Annotated in this window: 14 protein-coding genes; 2 read left to right on the top strand and 12 right to left on the bottom strand. The window is 72.6% G+C overall.

All coding sequences use genetic code 11. From position 1 onward, the window contains the following. Position 1: 1 nt before the first annotated feature. The gene (locus ABD127_RS00785) at positions 2-889 is read right to left on the bottom strand and encodes an enoyl-CoA hydratase-related protein (RefSeq protein WP_344196687.1); all 888 of its coding nucleotides are present in this window, start codon (positions 887-889) and stop codon (positions 2-4) included. Between the two features lie 83 nt (positions 890-972). Between ABD127_RS00785 and ABD127_RS00780 the strand changes: the two genes are divergently transcribed. Continuing rightward, positions 973-1,392: a hypothetical protein gene (locus ABD127_RS00780; protein WP_344196685.1), complete on the top strand. Its 420-nt coding sequence runs from the start codon at positions 973-975 to the stop codon at positions 1,390-1,392. Between the two features lie 16 nt (positions 1,393-1,408). Here ABD127_RS00780 and ABD127_RS00775 read toward each other — a convergent pair whose 3' ends face one another. The 3 genes from ABD127_RS00775 to ABD127_RS00765 form a co-directional block, all read right to left on the bottom strand. After that, a complete protein-coding gene (locus ABD127_RS00775; protein ID WP_344196683.1) occupies positions 1,409-2,185 on the bottom strand; it encodes an SHOCT domain-containing protein in 777 nt (258 codons plus the stop codon). Between the two features lie 73 nt (positions 2,186-2,258). Further along, positions 2,259-3,407 carry an acyl-CoA dehydrogenase family protein gene (locus ABD127_RS00770; protein ID WP_344196681.1) on the bottom strand — a complete coding sequence of 383 codons (1,149 nt, stop codon included), beginning with the start codon at positions 3,405-3,407 and terminating at the stop codon, positions 2,259-2,261. 25 nt (positions 3,408-3,432) lie between these two features. Next, entirely contained in the window at positions 3,433-4,473 is a 1,041-nt protein-coding gene (locus ABD127_RS00765) for a zinc-binding dehydrogenase (RefSeq protein ID WP_344196679.1), read from the bottom strand. 62 nt (positions 4,474-4,535) lie between these two features. Here ABD127_RS00765 and ABD127_RS00760 point away from each other — a divergent pair, with 62 nt between their 5' ends. Then, positions 4,536-5,270, top strand: a complete 735-nt coding sequence (locus tag ABD127_RS00760) for an SDR family NAD(P)-dependent oxidoreductase (RefSeq protein ID WP_344196677.1) — start codon at positions 4,536-4,538, stop codon at positions 5,268-5,270. Between the two features lie 16 nt (positions 5,271-5,286). On the opposite strand, the gene ABD127_RS00755 is transcribed toward ABD127_RS00760, so the two are convergent. The 8 genes from ABD127_RS00755 to ABD127_RS00720 all read right to left on the bottom strand — a co-directional run bounded on the left by ABD127_RS00755 (position 5,287) and on the right by ABD127_RS00720 (position 12,820). Beyond that, complete coding sequence (locus ABD127_RS00755; RefSeq protein WP_344196675.1) at positions 5,287-5,652, bottom strand: nuclear transport factor 2 family protein; 366 nt, start codon at positions 5,650-5,652, stop codon at positions 5,287-5,289. Between the two features lie 40 nt (positions 5,653-5,692). Further along, on the bottom strand, positions 5,693-6,718 hold the full coding sequence (locus tag ABD127_RS00750; RefSeq protein WP_344196673.1) for an NADP-dependent oxidoreductase: 1,026 nt from the start codon (positions 6,716-6,718) through the stop codon (positions 5,693-5,695). Next, positions 6,718-7,512 carry an SDR family NAD(P)-dependent oxidoreductase gene (locus ABD127_RS00745; RefSeq protein ID WP_344196671.1) on the bottom strand — a complete coding sequence of 265 codons (795 nt, stop codon included), beginning with the start codon at positions 7,510-7,512 and terminating at the stop codon, positions 6,718-6,720. Before ABD127_RS00745 ends, ABD127_RS00750 begins: the two co-directional genes overlap by 1 nt. A gap of 25 nt (positions 7,513-7,537) precedes the next feature. Next, a complete protein-coding gene (locus ABD127_RS00740) occupies positions 7,538-9,142 on the bottom strand; it encodes an MFS transporter (protein ID WP_344196669.1) in 1,605 nt (534 codons plus the stop codon). A gap of 91 nt (positions 9,143-9,233) precedes the next feature. After that, on the bottom strand, positions 9,234-10,259 hold the full coding sequence (locus ABD127_RS00735; protein ID WP_344196667.1) for an MBL fold metallo-hydrolase: 1,026 nt from the start codon (positions 10,257-10,259) through the stop codon (positions 9,234-9,236). Next, positions 10,256-10,573 carry an EthD family reductase gene (locus ABD127_RS00730; protein ID WP_344196665.1) on the bottom strand — a complete coding sequence of 106 codons (318 nt, stop codon included), beginning with the start codon at positions 10,571-10,573 and terminating at the stop codon, positions 10,256-10,258. The genes ABD127_RS00735 and ABD127_RS00730 overlap by 4 nt, the downstream gene beginning before the upstream one ends. A 72-nt stretch (positions 10,574-10,645) precedes the next feature. Continuing rightward, the gene (locus ABD127_RS00725) at positions 10,646-11,263 is read right to left on the bottom strand and encodes a TetR/AcrR family transcriptional regulator (RefSeq protein WP_344196663.1); all 618 of its coding nucleotides are present in this window, start codon (positions 11,261-11,263) and stop codon (positions 10,646-10,648) included. A 45-nt stretch (positions 11,264-11,308) separates the two neighbouring features. Next, complete coding sequence (locus tag ABD127_RS00720) at positions 11,309-12,820, bottom strand: class I adenylate-forming enzyme family protein (protein WP_344196661.1); 1,512 nt, start codon at positions 12,818-12,820, stop codon at positions 11,309-11,311. Positions 12,821-12,831: the final 11 nt, after the last annotated feature.

Below are 12,831 nucleotides of genomic sequence, written 5' to 3'. Positions count from 1 at the left end.
ATCAGACGTCCGAGGGGCGCTGCGCCGGGCGCTCGACGGTGTCGGGCAGCTGCGAGGGCACGCCCATCGGGAAGCTCGGCGTGCGCTTCTCGAAGAACGACGTGATGCCCTCGACGAGGTCGGTGCTCTGGAACCGCTCGGCCAGGGCGCGCGACTCGGCCGCGTGCGCGTGCCACGGGGAGTCGACCTCGAGGCCGCGCCACAGCATCTGACGCGACAGCGAGACGGAGACGGGCGAGGTGTTCTCCGCGATCTCGCGGGCGATCTCGAACGCCTTCGTCTCGACCTCGTCGTCGGCGACCACGTGGTTCGCGAGCCCGGAGGCCAGTGCCTCGGCCGAGCCCACGAGCCGACCGGTGAGGACCCACTCGAGCGCCTTGCCCGGCGCGACGACGCGCGGCAGGAACCAGGTGGACGCCGCCTCGGGCACGAGGGCCCGGCGGTTGAACACGAAGCCGTAGCGCGCCGACTCCCCCACGACGCGTACGTCCATCGGCAGGGTCAGCGTCGCACCGATGCCGACGGCCGACCCCGAGACCGCGGCGATGACGGGCTTGAGCGACGCCGCGATCGCGAGGGCCGCGTAGCCGCCGGAGTCGCGCTCGACCCCGGTGATGTCACCGGCCGCCTCGGCGAACTCGTCGGTGCCGCCGAGCTCGCCCGACATCGCGGCCTCCAGGTCGGCGCCCGCGCAGAAGTGCCCCCCGCTCCCGGCGACGACCACGACCCGCACGTCGTCGTCGGCATCGGCGGCGGCGATCGCCTGCACGATGTCGAGCGCCATCTGCTTGGTGAAGGTGTTGCGCTTCTCGGGCCGGTTGAACCGCACTGTCGCGACGTGGTCGGCCACATCGTAGTCCAGGTTCGCCAGACGCAGGCTCTCGCTCATGGGGGCTCCTCGGGTTCGGTCGCCGGTCACGGCACAGTCAGTGATGACCGTAGCGCTTGTGACGGGCTGGCACGATCACCAGCATGACCCGCCGACTGCCGCTTCTCCTGCTGCTCCCCGTCCTCGCGCTCGGCGCGTGCTCCGCGGTCGAGGACGCCGCGAGCGACGCGGCGTCGGACGCCGGGTCCCGCGTGGCCTGCGAGCTCGCACAGCCCGCGATCGACCAGGGCCGCACCCTCGTCGACGACGTGACCGCGCGCATCGACGCCGACCCGCAGTCGGTCCGGACCGAGCTGGCCGCCGCCGGCGAGGCGCTCGGCATCGCCGAGCAGGGACTCAGCGGCGAGGTGCGCGACCTGGTCGCCCGGGCCTCGGACGCCGTCGACGAGCTGCGCACCCAGGCCGAGGCCGCCGCCGACGGGACGACCGTCGACGAGCAGGTCGTGCAGTCTGCCCAGGCGGAGTACGACGCCGCCGCCGAGGACCTCGCCGGCGTCTGCTGACCGGAGGTCAGCGGGGTCACAGCGAGTCGAGGATCCGCCTGCGCTGCTCGGCGTACTCCTGGTCGTCGACCGCGCCGGTTGCCCGGAGCTCGTCGAGCGTCGCCAGTCGCGCCGTCACGCCCTCTGCACCACCGGCGCCAGGGGTGCTCACGGGCTCGGACCACAGGATCTCCATCGCGGTCGGGTCCTGCGGGCCGACGACGAGGGCGCGGAACCCGTCGCCCACGCGGAGCGCGCCGATGGCCGTGAACGGGACGGTCGCCTTCTTCGTGACGCCGTAGGGTTCCATCGCGGTTGACGCGTCCGGCTCGACCTGCAGCTCGAACTCCAGGCGCGGCCGCTCGTTGATGAACGTGCCGGTCTCGCGGACCGCTCGGATCCAGATGGTCGCCGGCGTCTTCGCCGCGCCGCCCCCGCTCGTGCCCGCACGTGCCGCACTGCCGAGCAGGTAGAGCACACCGGCGACGAGTCCGATGGCCGTCGCCGTGCCGCCGATCGCGATCGGCAGCCACCTCCAGCTCTCGTCCTCCGCAGCGATGCCGATCTGGAGGGTGCCGACCACCAGGGACGGCACGCCGATGAGGGCCCAGATCAGCGACCCGTGCGCGAAGGTGCGTCCGTCCACGGCCGGCGTCGCCCCGTCTCCGGCCGACACCGCTGCCAGAAGACGGGCGCGGTGCCGGCGCACGAGCGGGCCCAGCAGGACCCAGTACAGGCCGGTGCCGATCAGGCCGGCGATCCCCAGCCACAGGCCGATCACGACGGTGACGGCGCCGAGAGCAGCCAGCTTCATCTGCGGAGCGTACTCACCGGCGGCCGCGCCTGTCTCGGCACCGCGGCGGGGACCGGGCTGGCCGACGCGCCCGTCAGCCAGCTGTGATGCGGCGGACCGCGCGGCGGGCGATGGACCACCGGTGCACCTCGGACGGCCCGTCGTAGACCCGGAACGGCCGCACCTCGCGAGCGATCCAGGCGATCGGCAGGTCGTCGCTGACCCCCATGCCGCCGCACAGCTGCATCGACCGGTCGACGACGCGGTCGATCGCCTCCGCGGCGAACGTCTTGGCGATCGACGTCTCGCGCGACGCGCGTTCCCCCGCGTCGAGCAGGGTGCAGGCACGCATCAGCAGCGCCCGCGAGGCCTCGAGGTCGATCTCGTTGTCCGCGATGGCCTGCTGCGCCATGCCGAGCTCGCTCAGCGTCGTGCCGAAGGCCTCCCGCCCGGCGGCGTACCGGACCGCGACCTCATGGGCGCGCCGCGCAGCGCCGAGCCACCGCATCACGTGCGTCATCCGCGCCGGACCGAGCCGCACCTGCGCGTAGCGGAAACCCTCGTCGACCGCCCCGAGCACGCCGGCGTCGGGCACGAAGACGTCGCGGAACGTCATCTCGCAGTGCCCGCCCACCATGGAGCGATCCATCGTGGGGACGTGACGACCCACCTCGACGCCCTCGGCGTCGGCGTCGGTCAGGAACATCGTGGCTCCGCCGGGGGTGCGGGCCATGACGATGAAGAAGCCGGCACCGTCCGCACCCGTGATGAACTTCTTCTCGCCGTTGACGACCCACCCACCCTCGACCTGACGCGCCTCGGTGCGCAGGGCCGCGGGGTCCGAGCCGGCTCCGGGCGCGGGCTCGGTCATCGCGAACCCGGAGCGCACGTCGCCGCGCGCCAGCGGCTCGAGGAACCTGAGGCGCTGCTCGGCCGTCGCCACCTCGTTCAGGAGGTGCACGTTGCCCTCGTCGGGCGCGCCGATGTGGAGGGCGACGGGCCCGAGCACCGAGTACCCCGCCTCCTCGAAGACCGGGGCACGGTCCACCATCCCGAGCCCGTGGCCACCGAGCTCCACCGGCACGTGCGGCGCGAAGACTCCGGCGTCCCGTGCCAGCGCCTGCAGCCGGATGCGCGCGGCGTCGCCGCCCGCGGCGGTGACGTCGCCGCGGAACTCCTCCTCGACCGGGATCACGTGCTCGGCGATGAAGTCGCGCGTGCGCGCGACGAGGTCCTGCGTCATGGAGGTCTCCTGGGAGGGGAAGGGGTCAGGCGTCGAGGGTCACGACGCACTTGCCGGTGTTGCGACCGGCCAGCAGGTCGACGATCGCCCGCGGTGCGGCGTCCAGCCCGTGGTGCACCGCGAGCTCGAGCTCCAGGTCGCCGGAGCGCCAGAGGGCAGCGAGCTCGGCGCGCGCCTCGTCGAACCGGTCGGCGAACGCGCCGGCCCGGAACCCTCGCAGCGTGAGGTTCTTCGACGTCGCGAGGAACAGGTTGTCGGGCGTCGCGGCGGCGCCGTCGTCGTAGCCGTCGATCGCGCCACACAAGGCGATCCGGCCGAAGGGGCGCATCAGGTCCAGCGCGACCCGCAGGTGGTCGCCGCCGACGTTGTCGAAGTACACGTCGATGCCGTCAGGTGCCGCCGCGGCCATCGCGGCGGCGAGGTCTCCGCGGCGGTCGACCCCGGCAGCGAGTCCCAGCCGGTCGACCAGGTGGGCCGCCTTCTCGGGGCCACCGGCACTGCCGATCACCCGGCAGCCGTGCAGACGAGCGAGCTGAGCCGCGACGCTGCCGACGGCGCCGGCGGCGGCCGAGACCCAGACCGTGTCGTCGGGTCGGATCGCGGCGACGGCGTGCAGACCGGCCCACGCCGTGAGGCCGGTCCCGCCGAGGAGTCCGAGGTGGACCTCGGGCGGGGCGAGCGCGGGGTCCAGGAGGGTGAGCGAGCCAGCGCCGCCGAGCGCGGCGTCGGACGGGTCGACCACGGCGAACGTGCGGTAGCCCTGGGCGTGCTGGACCACGTCGCCGGGGGCGAACCCGGCGGCGTCGGACTCGACCACGACCCCGACCGCGAGGCCCGCCAGGACGTCGCCCGGTGCGAACGCCGGCAGGTAGCCGGGCGGTGACACCGGGTCGAGACGCAGACGGACGGCCGCGTCGATCGAGAGGTGGGTCGTGCGCACCAGCACGCACCCGGGTCGCATCACCGGCATCGGAGCGCCGACGACCTCCAGGTCGGACTCGCGCAGACCGCCGTCCGGGTGCCGGACGAGCCGGACCTCATGGTGGTCCTCACGAATTGAGTTCATTTCAGTTACCCTACGATGGTCGAGCCGATGCGACAAGACGCGTCCGAACCCGGAGGTCCTCCATGCGCTTCGCCCACCGCACCGTCCTCGTCACGGGTTCCACGGGAGGCCTCGGTGACGAGATCTGCCGCCGGCTCGCCGCGGAGGGCGCCCGCCTCGTCGTCACCGACGTCGACGCCACGTCGTGCCGCGAGCTCGTCGCCGAGCTCCCCGAGGGCGACCACGTCGCGCTCGCGCTGGACGTCGCGGACGAGAACGCCTGGACCCGCGTCGTCGCCGAGGCCGGCACGGTGCACGCCCTCGTCAACAACGCCGGCATCGGCAGCCTCGCGACGGTCGAGGACGAGAACGTCGAGCACTGGAATCGGGTCATGGACATCGACGTCACCGGAGTGTGGCTCGGCATGAAGCACGTCGGACCCGTCATCGAGGCTGCCGGCGGCGGGTCGATCGTCAACATCAGCTCGATCCTCGGCACCGTCGGCGGCTTCGGCAACAGCGCGGCCTATCACGCGGCCAAGGGCGCGGTCCGCACGCTGACCAAGAACGCCGCGCTGCACTGGGCCGAGCGCGGGGTCCGGGTGAACTCGGTGCACCCGGGGTTCATCGGCACCCGCCAGCTGCTCGAGCGTCACGAAGGGTCCGAGCGTCACCAGTCCATGCTCGCGCACACCCCGATGGGCCGGCTCGGCACGGCCGCCGAGATCGCCGCGGTCGTGGCCTTCATGGCCAGCGAGGAGTCGAGCTTCATGACGGGCTCCGAGGTCTACGCCGACGGCGGGTACACCGCCCGCTGACCGGCGCCCGGCCGCGTCAGAGGCCGGGGCGAGGCGCGAGCTGGAAGGTCGCGTCCATGATGACCTGGTAGCGCACGATCAGGCCGTCGCGCACGGTGGCGGCCGCCAGGAAGTAGCCCGGCACGCTGTCGTCCTCGTTCACGACCGCACCGGCCACGAACTCCACGTCGCCGTCGACCTGCACCCGGGCCACCTCGTGCGTGCGCGAGACGGCTCCCCGCCCGGCCAGGTAGTCGACGAAGGCCTGCTTGCCCTCGCCCTGCGTGGTCGAGTCGAAGATCGTCATCGACAGCGCGGCGTCATCGGCCACGAGCGCCAGCGCGCCGGCGTCGTCGCCCGCGTCGACGTGGCCGTAGTAGCGGGTCAGGATCGAGTCAGTCACCCAACCGACCTTAGTTCAGTTCATGTCGGTGGTCCAGCACTCAGAGTCGGACGATCGTCTTGCCCACCGTGCGCCCCGCCAGCATGTCCGCCAGCGCGGTGGGCGCGGAGGCGAGCCCGTCGAAGACGGCCTCGCGCGACTGCAGGCTTCCGTCGGCGAGCCACGCCCCCAGCCTCGTCTGCATCTCGTCGAGCAGCGACACGTGCGCGCTGCCACGGAAGCCGCGGAGCGTGAGGTTCTTCGACGTGGCGAGGAAGAGGTTGCGCGGACCGGTCGGCTCGCGCTCGTAGTCGGAGATCGCGCCGCAGAGTGCGATGCGCGCGAACGGGTTGGCGACCTCCAGCGCAGCCTCGAGATGGTCGCCACCGACGCCGTCGAAGTAGAGGTCGATGCCGTCCGGGGCGGCGCGCCGCAGCGACTCCACGACCGGTCCGTCGCGCCAGCTGAACGCCGCGTCGACCCCGAGGTCGTCGAGCAGCCACCGCACCTTGTCGTCGGTGCCGGCACTGGCGACGACCCGGTGGCCCAGCAGCTTCGCGACCTGGCAGACGAGCGAGCCCACCGCACCGGCCGCTGCTGAGACCCAGATCGTCTCGCCGCCCGAGAGTCCGTCGACGACGTGCAGGCCCGCGTAGGCCGTGAGCCCCATGGCGCCCAGTGGACCGAGGTACGACTGCGGCGTCATCGCGCTGACGTCGAGGGCGCGCAGCCGCGCCACGCCGTTCATGGCCTCCTCCGCGACATCGACCACGGAGTGCGTCCGCCAGCCTTGGGAGTGCCACACGGTCGTGCCGACACCGAAGTCCGGGTCGTCGCTGTGCTCGATCTCGCCGACCGTGAAGATGCCGTCCATCGGCCGCCCGAGCGGGAACGCCGCGAAGTAGCCCGAGGGCGCGTCCGGTCGCAGCCGCAGGCGCAGGCCCGGGTCGACCGAGGTCCACGTGTTGCGCACCAGCACCTGCCCAGGGCCCGGGTCGGGAAGCGCCACGGGGATGAGCTCGAAGCAGTCCTCGGTCACGTGGGGGTCGGGGTACTGGCGGACCTGCCAGGCGTGGCTGTCGACCATCAGACCGTGAACCTTCCACCGTTGCTGAGCAGCACGGCGCCGATGACGTTGGACGCCCCCGGCGACGCGAGGTACAGGATGTTGTCGGCGAGCTCCTCCGGGCTGGCGTAGCCCACGGCGCCGGAGGCCGCCATCGCCTCGCGCACCGACGCGGGGGTGCGTCCCGCCATCGGGGTGTCCACCGGGCCCGGGGCCACCACGTTGACCCGGATGCCGTGCGGCGCGAGCTCCTTGGCCGCCGCCTGCGCCAGGGCGTGCACGCCCGCCTTCGAGGCGGCGTAGTGCGGGTAGCCGACGAGCGTATCGAAGGCGGCCGACGACCCGATCAGCACGATGCTGCCGGAGCCCTGCGGCACCATGCGTCGGGCCGCGGCCCGCACCACGTGGAAGGTGCCGTCGAGGTTGATCGCCATGACCCGGCGCCAGCGGGCGTCGTCGAGCTCGCGCAGGACGTCGACCGGCTGTCCGCTCTCGCCCGCCGCGCGGATGCTGTCCTTGGCCACCGGGTCGTCCACGCCTGCGGTGTTGACCACGACGTCGACCCGCCCGTGCTGCGCGACGACCGCGTCGAACAGGGCCTCGACCGCTGCCGGGTCCGCGACGTCGACCGCGTGTCCCGAGGCGCCGCCGATCGAGTCCGCGACGGAGGCCACGTTCTCGGCGACCACGTCGACGACGACCGTCGTCGCACCCTCGGCGGCGACCCGACGGGCGACGGCGGCGCCGATCCCGGAGCCTGCCCCGACCACCACGGCCACCTGTCCGGCGAACCGGTCGGTCACGTGCTGCGTCATCCTGCGTCTCCTTCGTCTCGGCGCCTCACGGCGTCCTCGTGGTCCACGGCCGCGCCGCGGTCGTGCGGGGGTTCGTGCCGACATCGACGACGGACAGCACCTGAGCGGCCGAGACCACCTCGGCCAGGTCCTCGAGCCGGCGGCGCACGCGGTCCTCCGGCACCGTCAGCCGCTCGCCCCCGTGGGCGGCGAGGTCGGCGGCGACCGCCAACCGGAACCGCTCCACGTAGAGCTCGGGTGACGCGGGGTCGTTGAGCAGCACCCATGCCTGCGCGCCGAGCCGGAGCCGGGACATCCGCAGGTCGCGCGCCGCCGCGACGAAGGCCTCTCGGTTCTCCTTGGCCACGACGTACGAGTGCTCGACCTGCACGGGTCCCTCGATGTCGACGAGCGCGGGACCGGCACGGTTCGCCGGGTCGGGAGTGAGCCCGTCGACGGGCGGCAGCCCGCGGCGACGGAACCCGAGCACGGTCAGCGCGAGGCACCCGGCCGCGACGGCGAGCGAGCCCGACGGGCTGATCCAGTCGGCCAGCACCCCCCACGCGATCGCCCCGATGGCCTGCGTCCCCTGGAACACGCAGAGCATCAGCGCGATGACACGCGGCCTGATCCAGCCGGGCAGCGCCTGGTTCGCGAGCATCATCCACGTGCTCTGGACCCCGACCCACGCCATGCCGGCCGGCACCATCGCGGCGATCACCAGCGGCGGCCAGGTGGACGAGGCGAGCACCAGCAGCGCGATCCCGTAGACCGCCGACCCGCCGGCCACGAACACGTTGACCGTGAGCCGGTCGCGCAGGGGGGCGATCACGACCGTGCCGACCACGGCACCGAGACCGAGCATGCCGGTCGCGACGCCGAGTCCGACCGAGGTCAGCTGCAGGCGGTCGTGGACGACGACGGGGAGCAGGGCCCACAGGCTCGCCGCGGGGATGCCGAACGCCGCCATCCGGAACAGGATGCGCCGGGTCCACGGCGAGTGGCGGACGAACCACAGGCCCGAACGCATCGAGCGCCACAGCGGCTCGCGCGTGCCGACCTGGCTCGGCCACCGGCGACCACTGACCAGCACGGCGACGGCCGCTCCACCGAAGAGAGCCGCGTTGAGCGTGAAGACCCACTGCGGCCCCACTGCGACGAGCCCGACGCCGGCCAGGACGGGCCCGAGGGCACGCGCCGCGTTGAAGATGGCTCCGTCCAGCACGGTGGCCGAGGAGATGTGGGTCCGCTCGACCGTCTCGGGGAGCATGGTCTGCCAGCTGATGCCGATCACGACGAGTGCTACGCCGACGACGGCCGTGGAGGCCACCAGCACCACGGGCCCGCCGCCGTCGAGGCGGAGGAGCACGGCGACCCCGCCGCTGGCGAGGGCGGACGCCGTCATCGCCGTGGCCATCAGGTGCTCGCGACGCCGATGGGAGACGACCGATCCCATCGGCACGGCCAGGAGCACGAAGGGCAGGCTGACGGCCGCGGGCACGAGCGAGACCACGAGCGCCGAGGACCCGCCCTCGACCAGCACCCACTGGCCGGCGACGACCTGCGACCACACGCCCAGCGCGTTGCCCAGCTGCAGGAGCAGCATGAAGCGGAACCACCGCGACGTCAGGGCGGGAAAGGCGTTCGGCACCGCCGCCTCCTGGTCCGTGCTCGCGCTAACAAACTGAATTCATGTCAATGTAGCGTGGATCACACGTTCCGCCAAGACCCTCGGACTCGCGTCAGGCGCGGAAGATCTCGACGCCGCCGGTGAGCCCGGAGTCCAGCTCGTCGCGGTCGACCAGCACGTCGAGGTGGGCGATCGTCTCGCACACCGCGATCATCGAGTTGAAGTCGTCGAGGTCCTGGAACGGCGTCAGGCGTCGCGTCCACCGGAGCCGTTGGGCGACCTCCAGCGCCGACGCGCGACCGCCCGCCTCGCGCACGGCGGCCTGCACCTCGTCGAACCGCGCGCGGTGGTGCTCGAGCAGCGCTCGCACGCGCTCGTGGACGCTGTCGGTCGGGTACCCGTGGGCCGGGAGGAGACGCGCGTCCGGCCGGCCGAGCAGCAGCTCCAGCGAGGTCAGGAAGTGCTTGAGCGGAAGGTCCCACGGACCCAGCTCGAAGCCGATCGACGGCGTGATGGTCGGCAGCACGTGGTCGCCGGAGAACAGGAGACCGTGCTCCAGGTCGTGGTAGACCACGTGCCCCTTGGTGTGCCCTGGCGTCGCGACGGCCTCGAGCACCCGACCGCCCAGGTCGATCGGCCCCGGCTCGACCCAGCCGTCGGGGTCGCTCCAGTCACCCGTGTCGAACGGCAGCGGCGCCGTCGCCGCCTCGACGCGCGCGCCGAGGTCGGCGGCGCCGGAGCGCGCGAGCTCGCGCAGGGAGCTGGCCGGCACGTTGCTCGCGAGCCGTCGCACGGCGGCCAGCCCCGGCGCCTCGGGAGCGCCGAGGTGCACCCGGGTGCCGTAGCGCTCCCGCAGGCGCACCGCGAACGTGTAGTGATCGCGGTGCACGTGGGTCACGTAGACGTCGGAGATCTCCCGCGGCGTGCGATCGATCCGGGCGAGGGCCGCGCGCAGCTCCTCGAACGCCGAGTCGACGGCCCAGCCGCCGTCGACCAGCACCAGCCCGTCCGCGACCTCGATCGCGTAGACGTTGACGGCGCGCAGCCCGTCGTTCGGCATCGTGAGCGGGATGCGGTGCACGCCTCGCGCCGCCTGGTGGCACCCGAGATCGCCCCACCAGGCGTCAGGGGCGGTCATCCGACCATGACCATCTCCTCGCCGGTCACCGCGATGCGACTGCCACGCATGCGACCGACGTGCTTGACCGCAGCGGCCCACTCCTCGCTCGCCAGCGCGGCATCGAGCGCGGCCTTGTCGTCGAAGCTCAGGATCGAGACGCCGTCCCAGCCCTCCGAGCGCTCCTCGAACGCGCCCTGGACGTCGGTGTGGAGCCAGCGGCGCAGACCCGGGAGGCCGTAGGTCTGGTCGGCGTGCTCGCCACGCCACCAGGTGATGAACTGCTCGTGCGTCCAGTCGTCGGGCCGCGAGGCCATCAGGATCAGGTTGTACATCGGACCTACCAATCTGAGTTCGGTTCGGTTAAGCAGGACGAACGGGTGCCGGGGGCACCCGCGAGAACGAGGTCAGGCCACGACGCGCAGGGCGGACGCCGAGACGAAGTCGCGGATGTCCTCGAGCGAGGTGGGGCCGCCGTGGCGGTACCAGCGCCAGACGCTGACGACCATGGCCAGGAGCATGCGACTGGTCTGCACGGGGTCGCGCCGGGCGAAGTCGCCCGAGGCCATGCCCCGCTCGACCAGGCTCGTCCAGCGCTCCTCGACACCCCGCACGAGCTCGCGGGCGTGCTGACGCTCCGCCTCCTCGCGCTCGGACTGGCGCGGGGTGGCCAGCAGGTCCATGTGGCTCTGCAGGATGTGCATCTGCAGGACCTCCCGCGGACCGACGTCGTAGGCCGCGCGCACGGCGGCCCGCAGCTCGTCGGCCGGCGACTCCTGGTCGGCGACCGCCTCCTCGAACAGGGCGATCGAGCGCTCCAGCTCGGTGCTCATGATCGTCAGCAGGCAGTGCACCTTGGACTCGAAGTAGTGGTAGAGCGCGGTCTGTCCGATGCCGACCTTGTCGGCCACGGAGGCCCACTTGGTGAGCTCGAAGCCGTCGTCGCCGAAGCTCTCGATGGCCGCGCTGAGGATGAGCCCCCGCTTGGATCGCGGACCCTCGGTCGTCGTCACCTGTCGCGCCATGATTCCCCTCACCTGCGATTTCCCGACATCGTAGTCGACCTGACGTCAGTTCAGGGCGGTCGAGCCCGAAGTCCGTGCCAGGTCCTCGGCGAGCCGGATCGCATCGTTGCGCGCCAGCTTTCCGACGCGGTTCTGCGGGAGGCTCGGCACGGCGAACACGAACTCGGGCCACTGGTGCTTCGGCACGCCGTCCTGAGCGAGCTGCGCCTTGACCCGCGCCAGATCCAGCCCCGGGTCGGTCGAGACCACGAGCGCAGCTGCCCGCTCGCCCAGGATCTCGTCCGGGACCGGCACCACGCACACCTGCACGACGTCGGGGACGGCCGCCACCGCGGCCTCGACCTCGTTGACGTCGATGTTGCGACCGCCGCGGATGATGATCTGCTTCTCGCGGCCCGTGATGCTGATCGTGCCGTCCTCGTTGAGGCGCGCGAGGTCGCCGGTCACGAGGTAGCCGTCGGGGGTCAGGTCCGGTGGCGTCGGAGCGCCACCGCGGGCGTACCCGGTGAACAGCGACGGTCCCTTGACCTGCGCACGACCCAGCGCGCCGACCGGCAGCGGCGCGCCGTCCTCGCCGACGACCCGGACCTCGATGCCGGGGAACGGACGACCGTCACGACCGAGACGGATCTCGGGCGGGTCGGACGGCAGCGGCGTCGTGTGGCCGAGGCACTCCGACATGCCGAAGACCCGCAGGATCTTCGTGCCGAGCAGCTGCTCCGCGCGGCCGAGGGCCCCAGCGTCCATCGGACCACCGCCGACCGTCATCGCGCGCATCGAGGCGAGACCGCCCTCGGCGTCGTCCACGAGGGCGAACTGCAGGGCCATCGTCGGCACGAGCATCGTCCAGCGCACCTGGCGCTCCCGGATCAGGGCGAGCGCCTGGGCCGGATCCCAGCGGGGCAGGCAGACCATGACTCCGCCGAGCATCGCCGGGAGGTACAGGCCGAAGCAGAACGCGGCGACGGACGACAGCGGCACGAACGCACCGACCCGGTCGCCGGGCTCGAGCCCGACGGCCGTGATCGTGGCCTGGCCGGCGAAGCGGATCGCCTCCTCGGACTGGACCACGCACTTGGGCCGCCCCGTCGAGCCGGACGTCATCGCGATCGCGGCGCCGCCGTTCCAGCGCTCGACGCCGCGGGTCGTGCCGGGCCGCGCCACGACGGTCCAGCCGTCCAGCACCGTCACCTCGGCCGTGAACCCCTTGCTCGCGAGGCGCCAGGTCCCGAGGGCGTGCGGTGAGGCGAGGACCACCTCCGGCTCGACGTCCTCGAGCGCGAGGTCGATCTCCTGCTCGGTCGCATGACCGCTCAGGACCGTGACGAAACCGCCGAGGCGGCCGACCGCGAGCGCCGTGACGAGCGTGCGCCACGAGTTGTCGGCCTGCACCACGACGGTCGGAGCACCGTCGACGAGACCACCGATCGTGTGCGCGAGCTCGACGGCAGCCGACCAGATCGCACCGGTCGAGTGGGTGCCGTCGGCATCGATGACGGCCTCCTCCCACGGACGGTCCGCCGCGCGGGCCTCGAACTCCTGGGCGAGCAGTCGCATCGTCGTTGTCT

Origin of the sequence: Aeromicrobium alkaliterrae, from assembly GCF_039529015.1 — a bacterium.
Taxonomy (GTDB): Bacteria; Actinomycetota; Actinomycetes; order Propionibacteriales; family Nocardioidaceae; genus Aeromicrobium; species Aeromicrobium alkaliterrae.
This window is presented reverse-complemented; position numbering and strand designations above follow the sequence as displayed.

Excerpts from the sequence above, each read along its gene's own strand:
- ABD127_RS00785 (WP_344196687.1), bottom strand. The coding sequence starts at position 889 with ATGAGCGAGAGCCTGCGTCTGGCGAACCTGGACTACGATGTGGCCGAC.
- ABD127_RS00780 (WP_344196685.1), top strand. The coding sequence starts at position 973 with ATGACCCGCCGACTGCCGCTTCTCCTGCTGCTCCCCGTCCTCGCGCTC.
- ABD127_RS00775 (WP_344196683.1), bottom strand. The coding sequence starts at position 2,185 with ATGAAGCTGGCTGCTCTCGGCGCCGTCACCGTCGTGATCGGCCTGTGG.
- ABD127_RS00770 (WP_344196681.1), bottom strand. The coding sequence starts at position 3,407 with ATGACGCAGGACCTCGTCGCGCGCACGCGCGACTTCATCGCCGAGCAC.
- ABD127_RS00765 (WP_344196679.1), bottom strand. The coding sequence starts at position 4,473 with ATGAACTCAATTCGTGAGGACCACCATGAGGTCCGGCTCGTCCGGCAC.
- ABD127_RS00760 (WP_344196677.1), top strand. The coding sequence starts at position 4,536 with ATGCGCTTCGCCCACCGCACCGTCCTCGTCACGGGTTCCACGGGAGGC.
- ABD127_RS00750 (WP_344196673.1), bottom strand. The coding sequence starts at position 6,718 with ATGGTCGACAGCCACGCCTGGCAGGTCCGCCAGTACCCCGACCCCCAC.
- ABD127_RS00745 (WP_344196671.1), bottom strand. The coding sequence starts at position 7,512 with ATGACGCAGCACGTGACCGACCGGTTCGCCGGACAGGTGGCCGTGGTG.
- ABD127_RS00735 (WP_344196667.1), bottom strand. The coding sequence starts at position 10,259 with ATGACCGCCCCTGACGCCTGGTGGGGCGATCTCGGGTGCCACCAGGCG.
- ABD127_RS00730 (WP_344196665.1), bottom strand. The coding sequence starts at position 10,573 with ATGTACAACCTGATCCTGATGGCCTCGCGGCCCGACGACTGGACGCAC.
- ABD127_RS00725 (WP_344196663.1), bottom strand. The coding sequence starts at position 11,263 with ATGGCGCGACAGGTGACGACGACCGAGGGTCCGCGATCCAAGCGGGGG.
- ABD127_RS00720 (WP_344196661.1), bottom strand. The coding sequence starts at position 12,820 with ATGCGACTGCTCGCCCAGGAGTTCGAGGCCCGCGCGGCGGACCGTCCG.